Genomic DNA, 13,942 nt, shown 5'->3' with positions numbered 1-13,942 from the left:
CGGCCTACTCGTAGCGCAGGGCGTCGATGGGGCGCAGCCGGGCCGCCCGGGCCGCCGGAAGGCCGCCGAAGAACAGGCCGATCGCGACCGAGACCCCGAGGGCCAGCCCCACCGAGCTGGGCACGACCACCGGGTGGACGCCGACGATGGTGAACCGGGCACCGATCAGCGCCGCCGCCACCCCGAGCGCCCCACCGAGCAGGCTCAGCAGGGTCGCCTCCACCAGGAACTGGGTGAGCACGGTACGCCGGCGTGCCCCGAGCGCCTTGCGGATGCCGATCTCCCGGGTCCGCTCGGTCACCGTCACCAACATGATGTTGGTGATGCCGATGCCGCCGACCAGCAGGCTGATCGCGGCCACCGCGCCCAGCAGCACGGTGAACGTGTCGGCCGTCTCGGACTGGGTCTGCAACAGCTGCGCGGCGTTCTGGATCCGGTACGGGGTGCTGCCCGAGGTGGACGCCGGCAGGCGCTGAGCGAGCACGGTGGAGATCTGCCCCTGCGCCGCCGACACCCGATCCGGATCGCTCGCCTCCACCAGGATCGAGCTGAGCGGCCCGTACCCGGTGAGCACCTCGCGTACCGCCCGCAGCGGAGCGATCGCGGTGTCGTTGGCGTCCTGGAAGCCGGTCGAGGACTTCTCCGCCAACACCCCGACCACGGTGAACAGCGCGCCGCCCACGGTCACCTGCCGACCCACCGGGTCCACCCCGGCGAACAACTCGTCGGCCACGGTCCGACCGAGCACCACCACCCGGCGGCCCTGCGCCTCGTCGTCGGCGCTGAACGCGGTGCCGCTGGCCACCGGCGAGTTGGCCGCGGTGAACCAGCTCGGCCGGGTGCCGACGAACTGCGACACCTCGTGGTCGGCCCCCTCGAAGGTCAGGGTGGTGCTGGTGGTGGCCAGCGGGGAGACCGACCGTACATCGGGCGCGAGCACCGGGTCGGCGAGCGCGTCGGCGACCTGGAGGGTCAGCCCGCCGGCGCTGCCGCCCCGGTTGGTGCCGGTCACGGTCAGCGTGTTGGTGCCCAGCGCCTCGATCCGGTCGGTGATCGCCTGGGCAGAGCCGTTGCCGACGGCGACCAGCAGGATCACCGCGGCGACGCCGATCAGGATGCCCAACATGGTCAGCGCCGAACGCAGCTTGTTGGCGGCCACACCGCGCAGCGCGAACCGGACGGTCTCGGCGAGGTTCATCGGCCAAACCCCGCCGTCGTGTGCCGCCCGCCCTGCCGGACGTCCGAGCGGACCTGCCCGTCGAGCAGCCGGATCAGACGCCCGGCCCGGGCACCCACCTCCGACTCGTGGGTGATCAGCACGATGGTCCGGCCGGCCGCGTTGAGCTGGTCGAGGACGGCCAGGATGTCCTCGGTGGACTGGCTGTCCAGGTTGCCGGTCGGCTCGTCGGCCAGCACCAGTGCCGGCTCGGTGACCAGCGCCCGGGCCACCGCGACTCGCTGCTGCTGGCCACCGGAGAGCTGGTTGGGCTGGTGGTTCGCGCGATCGGCCAGTCCCACGGCGTCCAGCGCGGCGAGCGCCCGCTGCCGCCGCTGGCCGGCCCGTACCCCGGCGTACGCCAGTGGCAACTCGACGTTGGCCAGCGCGCTGGTCCGCGGAATCAGGTTGAACGCCTGGAAGACAAAGCCGATGAGCCGGTTGCGGACCAGGGCGAGCTGACGGTCGGCGAGGCGGCCGACGTCCACCCCGTCCAGCAGGTACTGCCCGCCGGAGGGCACGTCGAGGCAGCCGAGGATGTTCATCAGGGTCGACTTGCCGGAGCCGGAGGAGCCCATGATGGCCACATAGTCGCCAGCGGTGACGGCCAGCGAGACCCCGCGCAAGGCGTGCACCGCGGCCGGGCCCTCGCCGTACACCTTGGTCAGCATCCGGACGTCCAGGACCGGTTGGCGTGACACGTTTCCCGGCGTCATCAACGGGTTCCGTTCCCGCCCCGAGCACCGCCGCCGGGGACGCCGCCCCCGCCGGGGACACCACCGCCCGGGAAGCCACCGCCACCCGGCAGGCCGCCCCCGCCGGGGAGGCCGCCGCCGGTGCTGCCCGTGCTGCTGCTCTCCGGCAGCACCACCCGCTCCCCCTCGGTCAGCCCCGAGGTGACCTCGTACGCCTGGTCGCTGGCGAGCCCCACGGTGACCCGTCGGCTCTCCGTCCCCGTGTCAGTGACCACCGTGACGGTGCGCCGGTCGCCGGTGCCGCTGACCGCTGCCGAGGTGACCAACAGGACGTCCGCAGCGGTGCCGGTGATCACGGCGACCCGCACGGTCTGCCCCGGCTTCGCGCCGGCCGGCAGCTTGTCCACGCTGACCGTGACCCCGTAGGTGACCACGTTGTTGGCGGTGGTGGCCTGCGGATCGACCGCGACGACCTTGCCACCGGCCTCGGCCCCCTGCAACGCGTTCCACGTGATGGTGGCGGCCTGGCCGTCCTTGAGCCGGGTCGCGTCCGCCTCGGCGAAGCCCGCGGTGACCTGCAGCTTCGTCAGGTCGGCCAGCTCGACGAACCCGCTGGAGGTGGTGGACCCGGAGCTGGTGGCGCCGGTCGACCCGCTGCTGCCCTGCTGCCCGGTGGAGGAGCCCCCGGTCGAGCCGCCGCCGGTGGCGGAGCCTCCGGAGGAACTGCCCACGGTGCCGTTGACCGCGACCACCGTGCCGGCCATCGGCGCGGTCAGCCGGGTGCCGCTCACGGCGGCCTGCGCCTCGTCCACCGCCAGCTCGGCCTGGGTGACCGAGTTCTCCACCGATGAGGTGTCCGAACCGGCCTCCTCAGCGCGGTCCAGGGCGTCCCGCGCGGCGGTCAGGTCCGCCTTCGCCACGTCGAGGTCGCGTTGCGCGGCTGCCGGGTCGACGGTGGCCAGCAGTTGGCCCTTCTTCACCCGGTCGCCGACCCGTACCGGGATCGCGGTGACGGTGCCGGCGGTGGCGAAGCTGGCGCTGGCCGTCGAGGCGCTGCGCACCGAGCCGTCCGCGGTGACGGAGGCGGTCACGGTGCCCCTGGACACACTGACGGTCCGGGTGCCGGTGGACCTGGCATCCGCCGTCGAATCGCCGCGCACCGACAGCCAGGCCCAGCAGCCGCCGCCGACCAGCAGCAGGACCAGGGCGGCGTTGACCGCGACGGGGGGCCGGCGCAGGACGGCCGGCAGGCGCACTCGCATGCCGGTCAGCCTCGCCGGCACGGCTGGGAGGATCTTCGGCGCAAGCTCAGAGCTGGCTCGGAATAGGTGCCGCCGGATCGTCGCCCGACGGGGCCGGCTGCCGGGGTACGGCGGGCAACAGCACCCGGAATGTCGTCCCCGAGCCCGTCCCGGTGTCCAGCTCGATCCACCCGCCGTGCGCGTGCACGATCGACGCGGCGATGGACAACCCCAGACCGGAGCCGCCCCCGCTGCCCCGGCCCCGGCTCGGGTCGGCCCGGTACAGCCGCTCGAAGACCCGACCGGCGTGCTCGGCGGGGATACCCGGCCCGTCGTCGTGCACCTCCAGCACGGCGAACCCGTCGGCGGTCGGCGCGGGGACCGGCCCCGAGCGGACCACCGGCCCGGCCGGCGGGCCGACCAGCCGGCCGACCCGGACGGTCACCCGGGCTGCGGGCCCGGTGTGCTGCACCGCGTTGCCGACCAGGTTGGCGGCGACCTGGCGCAGCCGGTGCTCGTCGCCGAGCACGGTCGGCGTCTCGAAGGTCGGGTCGTGCTCGGCGAGCGTGCTCAGCCGCACCGGCCGGCCCGGCGTACGGGCGTGCGCATCCCGGATGGTGTCGGCGGCGATCTCCAGCAGATCCACCGGACGCAGCGTCGGCGTGCGCTGCCGGTCCAGTCGGGCGAGCAGGAGCAGGTCCTCCACCAGTACGCCCATCCGGGCTGCCTCGCTCTCGATCCGGCCCATCGTCTCGTCCAGCGCGGGACCGGGTGGGGTGCCGCCGCGCCGGTACAGCTCGGCGAAGCCGCGGATCGAGGTCAGCGGCGTCCGCAGCTCGTGCGACGCGTCCGCGACGAACTGCCGCAGCCGGCGCTCGGAGGCCGCGCGGGCGCTCATCTCGGTGCCGATCCGTTCCAGCATCAGGTTCACCGCGGCACCCAGCCGCCCCGGCTCGGTGTGCGGATCGGTGTCGTCCACTCGACGGGTCAGGTCGCCGCCGGTGATGCCGGCGACGACCTGCTCCATCCGGGTCAGCGGGCGCAGCCCGAGCCGCACCACCGAAGCGGCCAGCAGCCCGAGGCCGAGCAGCACTCCGCCGGTGACCGTGACGTCGATGAGCAGCAACCGGTCGGCGGTCTGGGTCACCTCGGCCAGGGAGGCGCCGACCACCACGACCCCGCCGGTCCCGCCCGCCGGCACGGCGAGCAGCCGCCAGTCCGCGGCGCCGTGGTCGCCGGAGACGGTGTACGGCCGGCCGGCGCGGGCGCGGGCGGTCACCTCGGCCAGCGATCCCGGGTCCGGTGCCGCCGCGCTGGGGGCGCTGCTGTGCTCGGCGTCGCGGGTGCCGTCGGCGCGGTAGAACAGGACGAGCTGGTCCGGACCGAGCCGGGCGATCCGTCCGACCAGGGCACCGGGTGGACCGGTGCCTGGGCGGGGCTCGCCGGTGAACGGGCGGACCTGTACGGCGAGTTGCTCGTCGACCCGGTCCACCAGGTAGCTGCGCAGCAGCAGCAGGCCGGCGGCGTTCGCCCCGAGCAGGGCCAGCGTGGCGAGCGCCCCGACGACCAGGACCAGTCGGGACCGCAGCGTCCAGTGCGGCCACGGGCGCACCCGGGGCAGGCGGCTCACTCGTTGCCGCGCGGCGCCCGCAGCGTGTAGCCCACCCCGCGCACCGTGTGGATCAGCGGTGGACCGGACCGGTCGACCTTGCGCCGCAGGTAGTAGACGTACGACTCGACGATCCGCCCGTCGCCGCCGAAGTCGTAGTTCCAGACCCGGTCCAGGATCTGCGCCTTGCTGACCACCCGACCGGCGTTGAGCAGCAGGTAGCGCAGCAGCCGGAACTCGGTGGGCGACAGGTCGACCGGCCGCCCGCCCCGGCGTACCTCGTGGGCGTCGTCGTCCAACTCCAGGTCGGCGTAGCGCAGCAGCCGGGTGTCCGGGGTCGGCGGGAGGTCCGACCGGGTACGCCGCAGGATCGCCCGGATCCGCAGCACCACCTCTTCCAGGCTGAACGGCTTGGCCACGTAGTCGTCCGCACCGGCCACCAACCCGGCGACCCGATCCTCGACGGTGTCCCGGGCGGTGAGGAAGAGCACCGGCACCGGCCGGCCGGCGGCGCGCAGGCGCCGGGCCACCTCGAAGCCGTCCAGGTCGGGCAGCATCACGTCGAGGATGACCAGGTCCGGAGCGAACTCCTCCACGGCGGCCAGCGCGGCCCGCCCGGATCCCGCCACCCGCACGTCGTACGCGACGAGCCGCAGTGTGGCGGCCAGCAGGGTGGAGATGTTCGGCTCGTCGTCGACCACCAGGAGGCGGGCGCTTGTGGACTCACCCTCGGCGGTCGGGGCGGGGCTGGCCGTGGGCGGCCGGAGGACGTTGGTATGCACTGGGACTGGGTACCGGACCGGGCTCGACGTTCGCTGTGCTGAACCTGTGCACCGGCTGTCACCAGGTGCGCAGCACCAGCTCACCGGCGGCGATCCCGGAGGTTATCTCGGTGTACTGGCCGCCGCGCAGCCCGACGGTGACGGTGCGGGCGGGCCCGCCGTCGGCTGGCAGCACGCTGCCGGTGCGGTCGGCGCCGTCGTGCACGGCGGTGGATGGCACGCGCAGCGCGTCCGGCACGGCACCGGTCTGCACCGTCACGGCGGCGCTCTGCCCGACCAGCAGGTTCTCCGGGGCGGTGGTGAAGGACAGCACCACGCCGTAGCGGACCATCGTGCCGTCTGCGGTGCCGACCGGGTCGACCTGCACCACGGTCGCCGCGAACGTCTGCTCCGGCCGGTCGGCCAGGGCCAGTGTCGCGCTCTGCCCGACCGCGAGCGCGCCGGCGTCGGCCTCCGGGAACTTCGCCACCACCTGCATGGCGTACGTGTCGGCCAGGGTGATGAAGGTGGCTCCGCGGCCTACCTGGCTGCCCACCGGGCCGGCAACGGAGAGCACGGTGCCAGCCATCGGCGCGGTGATGGTGGCGCCGTCGAGGGCCTCCTGCGCCTCGGTGAGGGCGGCCTCGGCCTGGTTGACCCGGCGCTGGGCGGTCAGGATCGGGTCGGTGCCCCGGGCGGTGGTTCCGGCGTCCCCGCCGCAGTCCGCGCCGCTCTGCCCAGGGGCGGCCGGCGTCCGGGACGCGCCCGATCCGCCGCCGGCGGTCGGCACGGGACCCCCGGGCGTACGGCTCGGCGCGGCGGAGGTCGCGGTGGTTCGGGGCGTTGGGCTGCTGCCGGGGGTGGGCGTGCCGGTGGCCGGCGTCGCCTCGGGCGTGCCGGTGGGCTGCGGCGAGCGCCAGGCCACCGGTCGTACCCCGGAACCGGTGCCGGTCTGGCAGCTCGCCGCCGGGTCGTCGGCCGCGTCCCAGGCCTTGGTCAGCGCGTCCCGCGCCTCGGCCAGGTCGGTCTCGGCGTCCTGGACGGTGTCCGCCGCGTCGGCAGCGTCGGCGTTAGCGATCGCCGCGAGCCGCTGGCCGACCTTGACCACGCTGCCCGGCCGGACGCTGACCGTCTGCACCGTGCCGGCGATGGTGAAGCCGAGGCTGCGGGTGGTGGCCGGCTGGACGGTGCCCGAGGTGGCCACCTCGACCGCGACCGGCCCCCGGTCGACGGCCACGGTCACCGGTCGGGTCGGCGCGTCCGCGGCGTCCGCGGTCCAGGCATGCACGCCGGCCGCGCCAAGCAGCAGCAGGCCGGCAGCGCCGGCCGCCCACCACCGGGTCCGCCGGGTACGCCAGCGTCGCTTCAGGCCGATCCCCATGGTCGGGCAGTCTGCGCAGCGCGCCTCGCGGTCGGCTCGACCCCACCTCAGAGTTGGCTCGGAACCGGACACCGGCTCGGGTGCTCGCCCCGCGCAGAGCGGGCAACCGGTAGAGCCGGTGCCCCTGGGTCGCTCCGAGGGAACTCCGAGCCAGGTCCGAGCCGCCGACGAGGTGCGGCCGGTTCGCTGAGCAACTACCGGATGAGGCGTGAGGAGCACCCGTGCCGTTGACCAAGAGGCGCCGTCGGCTGGCGGCCGTACTGACCGCCGCCGCCTCGGCAGTCCTGCTGCTAGCGGCCTGTGGCGGCGGGTCGGACGACGAGTCGACCGACGCGGACGGGGTGGGAAGCTCCTTCACGGCGTACCAGGACTGCCTGCGGGACAACGGCGTGGCGTTGCCGACGATGGATCCGTCCCGCGTTCCCGGCGCGCGGGGCACCGCCCGCCCGTCGGGCTTCCCGACCGCCCGCCCGTCAGGCATGCCGACCGACCGCCCGTCGGGCTTCCCGACCGACCGCCCGTCGGGCTTCCCGACCGCCCGGCCGTCGGGCAGCGCCGACCCGTCGCGGGGCGCGGGGCGCGGCTTCCCGGGCGGCGCTCGGCCGGAGGGGGTCGACGAACAGACCTGGCAGAAGGCGCAGCAGGCGTGTGCGTCGGTGCGGCCCAGCGGCCCGCCGGGCGGCTTCGGCGGCCCGGACGCGTCCGGCGCGCCGGGCGCACGACCGGGCGGATCGGGCGACGGGCGGTCCACCGCCTACCGCACCTGCCTGAGCGACCGCGGCCTGGATCCGGACCGGCTCGACGACAGCGACCCGAAGACCCGCGAGGCGTTGACCGCCTGCGCGGTACTCAGCCCGTCCCCGAGGACCTGACCACCACCGCGCCGGTCGCGCCCAGCCAACATTCAGCTCGGTCGCATCGCGCGTCCAGCGAGGTGGGGCAGGCTGGTCCGGCGAGCCACCGGACCCGTCCGGATGCGCCATCCCGACCACGTGGCGGCGCACCCCGACGTCGGCGGTCCGGTCCGCCGACCGAGAGGTGACGACGGTGTACGACGGGCAGGATTTCCTCCGCGACAATCGCTGGTGCCTGAGCCGGCGCACACTGCTGACCGGGGCCGGTGCGGTCGGCGCGGCCGGGCTGCTCAGCGCCTGCGGTGCCGGCGACCCTCCGGCCGGTCAGACGGCCGCCGAGCCCGGCACCGTGCTGACCCGTACCGGCGACGTGCCGGTCGGCGGCGGCACGGTCGTCGGCGGCGTGCTGGTCGTCCAGCCCGAGGCCGGCACCTTCACGGCGTACGACGCGACCTGCCCGCACCAGGGCGTACGGGTCGGCGCCCCCCGCGACGGGGTGATCACCTGCCCCGCCCACAACTCCACCTTCTCGGCCACCGACGGCGCCCGCCTGAGCGGCCCCGCCACCCGCGGGCTCACCGAAATCCCCGTCCGGGTGGACGGCACCGACATCCTCCGCGCCTGAAGATCGCGGGCGGTCACTCGTCGGCGAAGCTGTACAGCACGAAGTCCTTGTCCGCACCGCAGGCGATCACTCGGGTGTTCCATGAACACGACGCGCTGCGGACCTCCTGGAGCTCGCCCAACTCGTCGACCTCGCCTGACTTCGCCCACACACCGGCCAGGACGCGGTTGTCCGCCACCGTGCTGGGCGCCTTGGCGAAGACCAGCAGGTTGCCCTCGTCCAGTCGGGCCGCCACGCCGCGGCGGTCGCGCAGCACCGGCTTTCCGGCGGCGTCGAAGAGGGTGACCGTCGACTCCGGGCTGTCCCGCTGGGCGAGCAGTCGGGTGCCGAGTGGGACCAGGTCGGTCACGCCCGGCGCCGACCAGTGGATCGCCTGCTCGCCCTCGGTCGCCGCCACCACCTCGGTGCGCTCGGCGTCGCTGTTCGGCACCTCCAGCAGGCACGCCCGCCGCTCGCCGCAGGCCACCAGCTCCTTCGGCCGGTTCTGGTCGTTCCCGGCCCGGTAGAGCACCACCGGCTCCGCGTCAGAGCCCAGGTCGTACGCCAGCAGCTGGTACCCGCCCTCGTTGGCGGCCACGTAGAGCCGGTCCTCGTGCGCCACCACCAGGTCGTCGAGGTCGGCGACGCTGCCCCACTGGCGCAGCACATTGCCGGAGGACATGTCGAGCAGCCGCACCGACCGGTCCGCACCGACCTGCACCAGTCGACGCCCCTTGCCCGTCCACGGGTTGCGGGGCGCGCCGTCGAGGAAGGCCGGCCCGCCGGCCGCCTGATCGGTGCCCACCGGCCGGACGACGGTGCGACTGCCGCCGTACCGGTCACCGGGGTTGGCCTGGATCCACTTCTCGTTGCCGTTGGTCAGCCGCAGGCCGACCAGCCGGCCGCCGGCCCGGTCCACCAGCACCGCCACGTCGTCGGCGAAGTACACGTCGTCGTCGCCACGGACCATCCGCGACCAGCGCTGTTCGCCTGAGCGACCGTCGAGAATGGCCAGCGCGCGAGGGGTGCTGTCGCCCGGGGCGTCGGCGAGGACCGCGACCGCCCCCGGGACGGCGACCAGCCCCGTCCAGTCGTCGGCGGTGACGTCGGTCGGCTCGCGCCACAGCTCATCGCCGGTGGCCGTGTCGACGGCCACCACCTCCAGCCGGTCGTCCGGCAGCGGGTACCCGAGGTAGGCCCGGTCGCCGAGCACCGCCGTCCACATGCCGGCCGGCCGCTCGGCGCCGGCCGCCGGCCGGGACAGCTCGCTCAGCGCCCGGAACTCCAGGTCCGGGTAGCGGTCGCGGGTGAGGTAGAGGGTCGCCGCGGTGGCCACCCCGGCCAGGGCGAGCACCGCGCCGAGCACCACCCAGCGGGCCCGCCGCCAGCGCGTCCCGGTGGCCGGGGTGAGCGCCGACGGTGGGGGCGCTCCGGACCCGCCGACCAGGGTGGACGGTACGCCCGCCGGCCCGTGCACGGTCGGGGCCGACGCCCCGGGCCAGCCCGGCCCGGCCGGCAGGGTCGAACCCGGCCCGGGCTGCGACGGCAGGGTCGGTGCGATCGGTCCGGCACCGGCAGGCACGGTCTGCGTGGCGGAGTCTGCCCCGGCCGGGACGGTCGGCGCGGTCGAGCCTGCCCCGTTCGCCACGGTCGGGGCGGGTGGGGCGGCGGGTGACGTCGGCGCGTACGGCGGTCCGGCCGGTGAGGTCGGCACCGGTGACGCGGACGGGCCCGCCGGAGCCTGAGCGGGTACGCCGCCCGGGGCGGGCGGGGCGACGGGCGGTCCGGCGTACGCCGGCGCGGGCACCCCTCGGCGCAGCGGCAGATCGGTCAGCGCGCCCTCGGCCACCGGCAACTCCGGCTGGTCCAGCACCGTCGGCGCCACCCCCAGCTCGGCGTGCAGCATCCGGGCCACCAACGGGATCCGCGACGATCCGCCGACCAGGAACAGCCCGGAGAGCTGATCGGGGCGGAGTCCAGCGGCGGCGATCACCTCCCGGGCCCGGTCCACCGCGCGGCGCAGCAGCGGCGTGGCCACGCGCTCGACGTCCGCCCGGGTCAGCCGCACCGCCTCGGCCACGCCGGGCACCGCGACCGGCGCCACGGTGGACCGGGACAGCGTCTCCTTGGCACCCCGGACCTCGTCCCACAGCCGGATCTGGTCGCGGCGCTGCGCCACATCCGTCGGCCGGATCAACCGGGCCCACTGCGCGGCGTGCCGGTCGCCGACCAACTCGCCGACCCGCTGCATCAACGCCGCGTCAAGATCCAGGCCGCCGAGATCGGGCAGGCCACCATCGGCGACCACGCTGAAACCGGAGTCACCCCACGGGTCGGCGCCCTCGTTGCGCAGCACCGCGACGTCGAGCGTCCCGCCGCCGAAGTCGAACACCGCGATGGCGCCGCCGACCGGCACCGGCCGGTGCAACACCTGGGTGTAGTAGCGGGCGGCGGCCACCGGCTCACGCAGCAGCCGGGTGCCTGGTGGCGTCGGCCCGGCGAGGGTGTGCTCGGCCGCCTGCGGCCAGCCCGCCTGCATCAGCGCGTCGCCGAGCACCTGCCGTCGCGTCTCATCCCAGGCCGCCGGGCAGGTGACCACCGCCGGGGGCAGGAAGCCGACCGTGTTCACCGCGGCCCGCGCGACGGCCGCCAGCACCGCGGCGAGCAGCTCGGCCGGCGGGTACGAGCGGTCGCCGAGCAGTACGCCCGGCGCGTCCACCCGGCGCTTCGGGTTAGCCTCGAACCGGGCCGGGTCGGCCTGCGCCAGCCGCCGAGCGTCCCAGCCGGCGTGCAGCGTGCCGTCCGGGTCGGCGTACACACCGGACGGACTGACCGGCTGACCGTCCATCAGCAGCGGACGCGTCCGCCCGTCCGGCCATCGCAGCACCGCCACCGTGTTGGACGTACCGAGGTCGACGCCGAGAGCGAAGCCCTCGTGCTGTCCTGCCATCTGCCCGATACCTCCGCCGCGACGAGGGGAACTCAGCCCCGCATCGTACGCAGCCGGCACCGCCGCCCTGATCACTCGGTCACGCGGATGACGTCGGAGCCCACTAATCGGTGGAGTAGGCCACCGAACGCCAAGCACCGAACGCCCACTCGAGGTCCGCGGCGTCCGCGCTGGCGAAGACCGTCTCCACGTACGTTCCGTCGCGGAAGTTGTAGCCATAGAGGGTGAAAGCCGGGTCGCCGCTGTGGCGGTAGAGCCAGGCAGCCCTGTGACCGATCCCGTCGCAGCCGCCCTCACCTACCTTGCCTACTGGGTCCGGTGGCAACTCGGCGTCGAGCGAGGCGATGATGTCGGCACCGTCGGCACACCGCCACTGGACGCCTGGCGAGACACGCACCATCCGACCCGACTCGCGCCAGGTCGCGGCACTCTGTGTGTCGCCCTGCTGCGTCCAAGGACCGATCAGCTCGATTGACCAGCCACCACCCAGAGACCTTCGCACCCCTCCAGTGTGACTACCAGCCGTTCCGGCACAGCCGGCGGTTGCCGCCACTTCACTGCTGGCATCAGACGAGGCGCTGGACGCGGACCTTCGGACGCTCGTTCCGCAGGTGGCCATGCTTGTGCTGCCGGATCTGCTCGTCCCAGACTTCCTGGTCGTAGTCCGGGTCCGGCGGGATCCACCGGTGGGAGCCGTCGCTGTAGTGGAACTTCTCGTCCCCCGGCCGAAGAATGCTCATCGGATCCAGCCGAGGAATCGGTGGTGCAGGTAGCCGGCAGGAACGTGGGCCAGATCCCGGGTGGCGTCGACGAGCTGAGCGGCCAGATAGAGGGCCAGTGACACCGGAGCGCGGTCGTACTCGGCGACCAACTCTCGGCGGCGGGTCTGGCAGGGCCAGTCGCTGCCGCAGCCGCCACACGTCCAGGCTTGCGGGACAGGGCGGTGAGCCGTCACCGCGGACCGTTCTGGCTGGGCCAGTGGCCGCGGTTGATGGGGATTCGGTGACGACTACGGCACGGCAGATGCGCACCGCAGCGGCACATGCGTCGCCAGTGTCGCCAGGACCAGATCGGCCGGTGGCGGCGGGCGAGAGTCAGGGCGGTAGCAGAAAGGTATTCCTCGTATGAGACGCGCCGCATGTGCCCTCCCTCGTCAGCCACGAGGGCGACTTGTCCACCCCCGATGGAGGGACGCGGCGACCAACGATCTCGCACCGCACGCCGCGCCCCGTGACGAGGACGTTAGGTACGGCTGCGGGGTGGAATGGGTAAGGTTCGTACCCCTGAGTCAGGAGACCAGACCGACCTTCAACGCCAGGTCGCGGGCTTCGTTCCGCGTGGCACGCGGCCCGTCAAGCAGGTCCAGAGTGATCTGCCGGGCATAGCCGTTGAAGCGGATCGTCTCCGGAGCCGACTCGTATGCCTGCCGGAGAGTCGCCACGGCGGCTTCCTTGTCGTCCTTGCCGTAGTGGGCACGGGCGACCTCAATGAGGTGGCGCGCACGACGCGGCCTCGACGGAATGGCCGCCGCCTCGTGGCGACGCGCTTGCCGCACCGCCTCCCCGGACTTCTGCAACTCAACGGCCACGGTCACGGCGTGGGCACCCATGACGACGCGTGAGAACGACGTCTGCGGCTGATAAAACCCCTTCGGTAGACGCTTGGCCACCTCGTCCGCGCGGTCCCAGTAGCGCCAGGCGCGGCCCTCTTCACCGGCGCGGGCGGCGGTGTAGGCGGCCTCGAAGTGCAGCGCACCCCAGAGCGCAAGAAGGTTCGCGTTCGCATCGGCCGTGCGGGCTTCCAGAGCCGAGAGGATGTCGAGCGTCACCGCCATGGCGGTGTCCCAGTCACCGGCGTCCCGGTGCACCTGGCACAGGAACCACCCCGCGCTGGCCAGCGCCTCGGGATCACCGGACTCCTGCGCGGCCACCATCGCACGGTCGGCGACGCGCCACAGCAGTTCGGCGGCCGGCTGGTAGGCGAGAAACATCTGCGCGAGCCCAAGCGCCTCAGCCAACAGAGCCTGCGCCCGCCGACGGTCGGCACCCTCGTACGTCAGGGCGGCAGCCTGCGCATCCTGCACCAGAGCCGGCAGCAACGCGCCCAGCACCGTGCGATGGTCCGACGACTGGTGGCGTGCCCGCCACGCCGCCGAGAGACGGTCCCGCAGACGACTCAACGAGTCAGGAGGTACGTCACCGGACAGTGCGAAATGGTTCACCGCGTCCCGGACCGAGGCCAACGCCGGATGCTCCGGCCCGTTGACGGCAGCCGACCGGTCGCTCAACTCCCCGACCAGGGCGGACACGTCGACCTTGAGGGCACGGGCAATGCGGTCCAACATGTGCACGCGCGGCGGCAGAATGCGGTCCGTCTCCACCGCCTTCACCCACTCGGCGCTACGACCGACCAGCCCACCGAGTACGGCACGCGTCTTGCCGGATCGTTCGCGGTAGACCTTGAGACGCTGCCCGAAGCTCAACTCCGGCATGGAGTCCATCCCGCACCTCCTCATAGCCGGGATGCGTCACCGGCCCAACGGCCGCCGTCAGGTCTCACGCTACCGACCAGCACCCCGTCTGATAAGAGACGCGCTTGGCGCGGCTCCACAGGCCCAGGTGTACTGACCAG

13 protein-coding genes are annotated in these 13,942 nt (G+C 73.9%); 2 read left to right on the top strand and 11 right to left on the bottom strand.

All coding sequences use genetic code 11. From position 1 onward, the window contains the following. Positions 1-4: 4 nt before the first annotated feature. The 6 genes from ABZV00_RS17110 to ABZV00_RS17085 form a co-directional block, all read right to left on the bottom strand. Entirely contained in the window at positions 5-1,198 is a 1,194-nt protein-coding gene (locus ABZV00_RS17110) for an ABC transporter permease (protein ID WP_355606966.1), read from the bottom strand. Then, on the bottom strand, positions 1,195-1,887 hold the full coding sequence (locus ABZV00_RS17105) for an ABC transporter ATP-binding protein (RefSeq protein WP_355607236.1): 693 nt from the start codon (positions 1,885-1,887) through the stop codon (positions 1,195-1,197). The genes ABZV00_RS17110 and ABZV00_RS17105 overlap by 4 nt, the downstream gene beginning before the upstream one ends. Positions 1,888-1,931: 44 nt before the next feature. Beyond that, complete coding sequence (locus ABZV00_RS17100; protein WP_355606963.1) at positions 1,932-3,173, bottom strand: biotin/lipoyl-binding protein; 1,242 nt, start codon at positions 3,171-3,173, stop codon at positions 1,932-1,934. Between the two features lie 46 nt (positions 3,174-3,219). Next, positions 3,220-4,764, bottom strand: a complete 1,545-nt coding sequence (locus tag ABZV00_RS17095; RefSeq protein WP_355606961.1) for a HAMP domain-containing sensor histidine kinase — start codon at positions 4,762-4,764, stop codon at positions 3,220-3,222. 14 nt (positions 4,765-4,778) lie between these two features. Further along, a complete protein-coding gene (locus tag ABZV00_RS17090) occupies positions 4,779-5,465 on the bottom strand; it encodes a response regulator transcription factor (RefSeq protein ID WP_355607233.1) in 687 nt (228 codons plus the stop codon). A 136-nt stretch (positions 5,466-5,601) separates the two neighbouring features. Beyond that, positions 5,602-6,903, bottom strand: coding sequence for an efflux RND transporter periplasmic adaptor subunit (locus ABZV00_RS17085; protein WP_355606959.1), 1,302 nt, complete (start codon positions 6,901-6,903; stop codon positions 5,602-5,604). A 221-nt stretch (positions 6,904-7,124) separates the two neighbouring features. On the opposite strand from ABZV00_RS17085, the gene ABZV00_RS17080 reads away from it, so the two are divergent. Continuing rightward, complete coding sequence (locus ABZV00_RS17080) at positions 7,125-7,775, top strand: PT domain-containing protein (protein WP_355606957.1); 651 nt, start codon at positions 7,125-7,127, stop codon at positions 7,773-7,775. 175 nt (positions 7,776-7,950) lie between these two features. Beyond that, a complete protein-coding gene (locus ABZV00_RS17075; RefSeq protein WP_355606954.1) occupies positions 7,951-8,382 on the top strand; it encodes a Rieske (2Fe-2S) protein in 432 nt (143 codons plus the stop codon). Positions 8,383-8,395: 13 nt separating this feature from the next. Here ABZV00_RS17075 and ABZV00_RS17070 read toward each other — a convergent pair whose 3' ends face one another. The 5 genes from ABZV00_RS17070 to ABZV00_RS17050 all read right to left on the bottom strand — a co-directional run bounded on the left by ABZV00_RS17070 (position 8,396) and on the right by ABZV00_RS17050 (position 13,811). Beyond that, entirely contained in the window at positions 8,396-11,311 is a 2,916-nt protein-coding gene (locus ABZV00_RS17070; protein WP_355606952.1) for an Hsp70 family protein, read from the bottom strand. Between the two features lie 103 nt (positions 11,312-11,414). Further along, positions 11,415-11,708 (bottom strand): hypothetical protein, encoded by a 294-nt coding sequence (locus ABZV00_RS17065; RefSeq protein ID WP_355606950.1) that lies wholly within the window; start codon positions 11,706-11,708, stop codon positions 11,415-11,417. A 169-nt stretch (positions 11,709-11,877) separates the two neighbouring features. Then, positions 11,878-12,051 carry a hypothetical protein gene (locus ABZV00_RS17060; protein ID WP_355606947.1) on the bottom strand — a complete coding sequence of 58 codons (174 nt, stop codon included), beginning with the start codon at positions 12,049-12,051 and terminating at the stop codon, positions 11,878-11,880. Continuing rightward, complete coding sequence (locus ABZV00_RS17055) at positions 12,048-12,266, bottom strand: flavin reductase (protein WP_355606944.1); 219 nt, start codon at positions 12,264-12,266, stop codon at positions 12,048-12,050. The genes ABZV00_RS17060 and ABZV00_RS17055 overlap by 4 nt, the downstream gene beginning before the upstream one ends. A gap of 333 nt (positions 12,267-12,599) precedes the next feature. Then, positions 12,600-13,811, bottom strand: coding sequence for a helix-turn-helix transcriptional regulator (locus tag ABZV00_RS17050; protein ID WP_355606942.1), 1,212 nt, complete (start codon positions 13,809-13,811; stop codon positions 12,600-12,602). Positions 13,812-13,942 lie beyond the last annotated feature (131 nt).

It is taken from the genome of Micromonospora sp. NPDC005173 (assembly GCF_040608515.1).
Taxonomy (GTDB): Bacteria; Actinomycetota; Actinomycetes; order Mycobacteriales; family Micromonosporaceae; genus Micromonospora.
This window is presented reverse-complemented; position numbering and strand designations above follow the sequence as displayed.

What these genes read in the sequence shown, in the direction of transcription:
- ABZV00_RS17050 (WP_355606942.1), bottom strand. Translation starts at nt 13,811, where the DNA reads ATGGACTCCATGCCGGAGTTGAGCTTCGGGCAGCGTCTCAAGGTCTAC.
- ABZV00_RS17110 (WP_355606966.1), bottom strand. Translation starts at nt 1,198, where the DNA reads ATGAACCTCGCCGAGACCGTCCGGTTCGCGCTGCGCGGTGTGGCCGCC.
- ABZV00_RS17070 (WP_355606952.1), bottom strand. Translation starts at nt 11,311, where the DNA reads ATGGCAGGACAGCACGAGGGCTTCGCTCTCGGCGTCGACCTCGGTACG.
- ABZV00_RS17100 (WP_355606963.1), bottom strand. Translation starts at nt 3,173, where the DNA reads ATGCGAGTGCGCCTGCCGGCCGTCCTGCGCCGGCCCCCCGTCGCGGTC.
- ABZV00_RS17060 (WP_355606947.1), bottom strand. Translation starts at nt 12,051, where the DNA reads ATGAGCATTCTTCGGCCGGGGGACGAGAAGTTCCACTACAGCGACGGC.
- ABZV00_RS17105 (WP_355607236.1), bottom strand. Translation starts at nt 1,887, where the DNA reads ATGCTGACCAAGGTGTACGGCGAGGGCCCGGCCGCGGTGCACGCCTTG.
- ABZV00_RS17085 (WP_355606959.1), bottom strand. Translation starts at nt 6,903, where the DNA reads ATGGGGATCGGCCTGAAGCGACGCTGGCGTACCCGGCGGACCCGGTGG.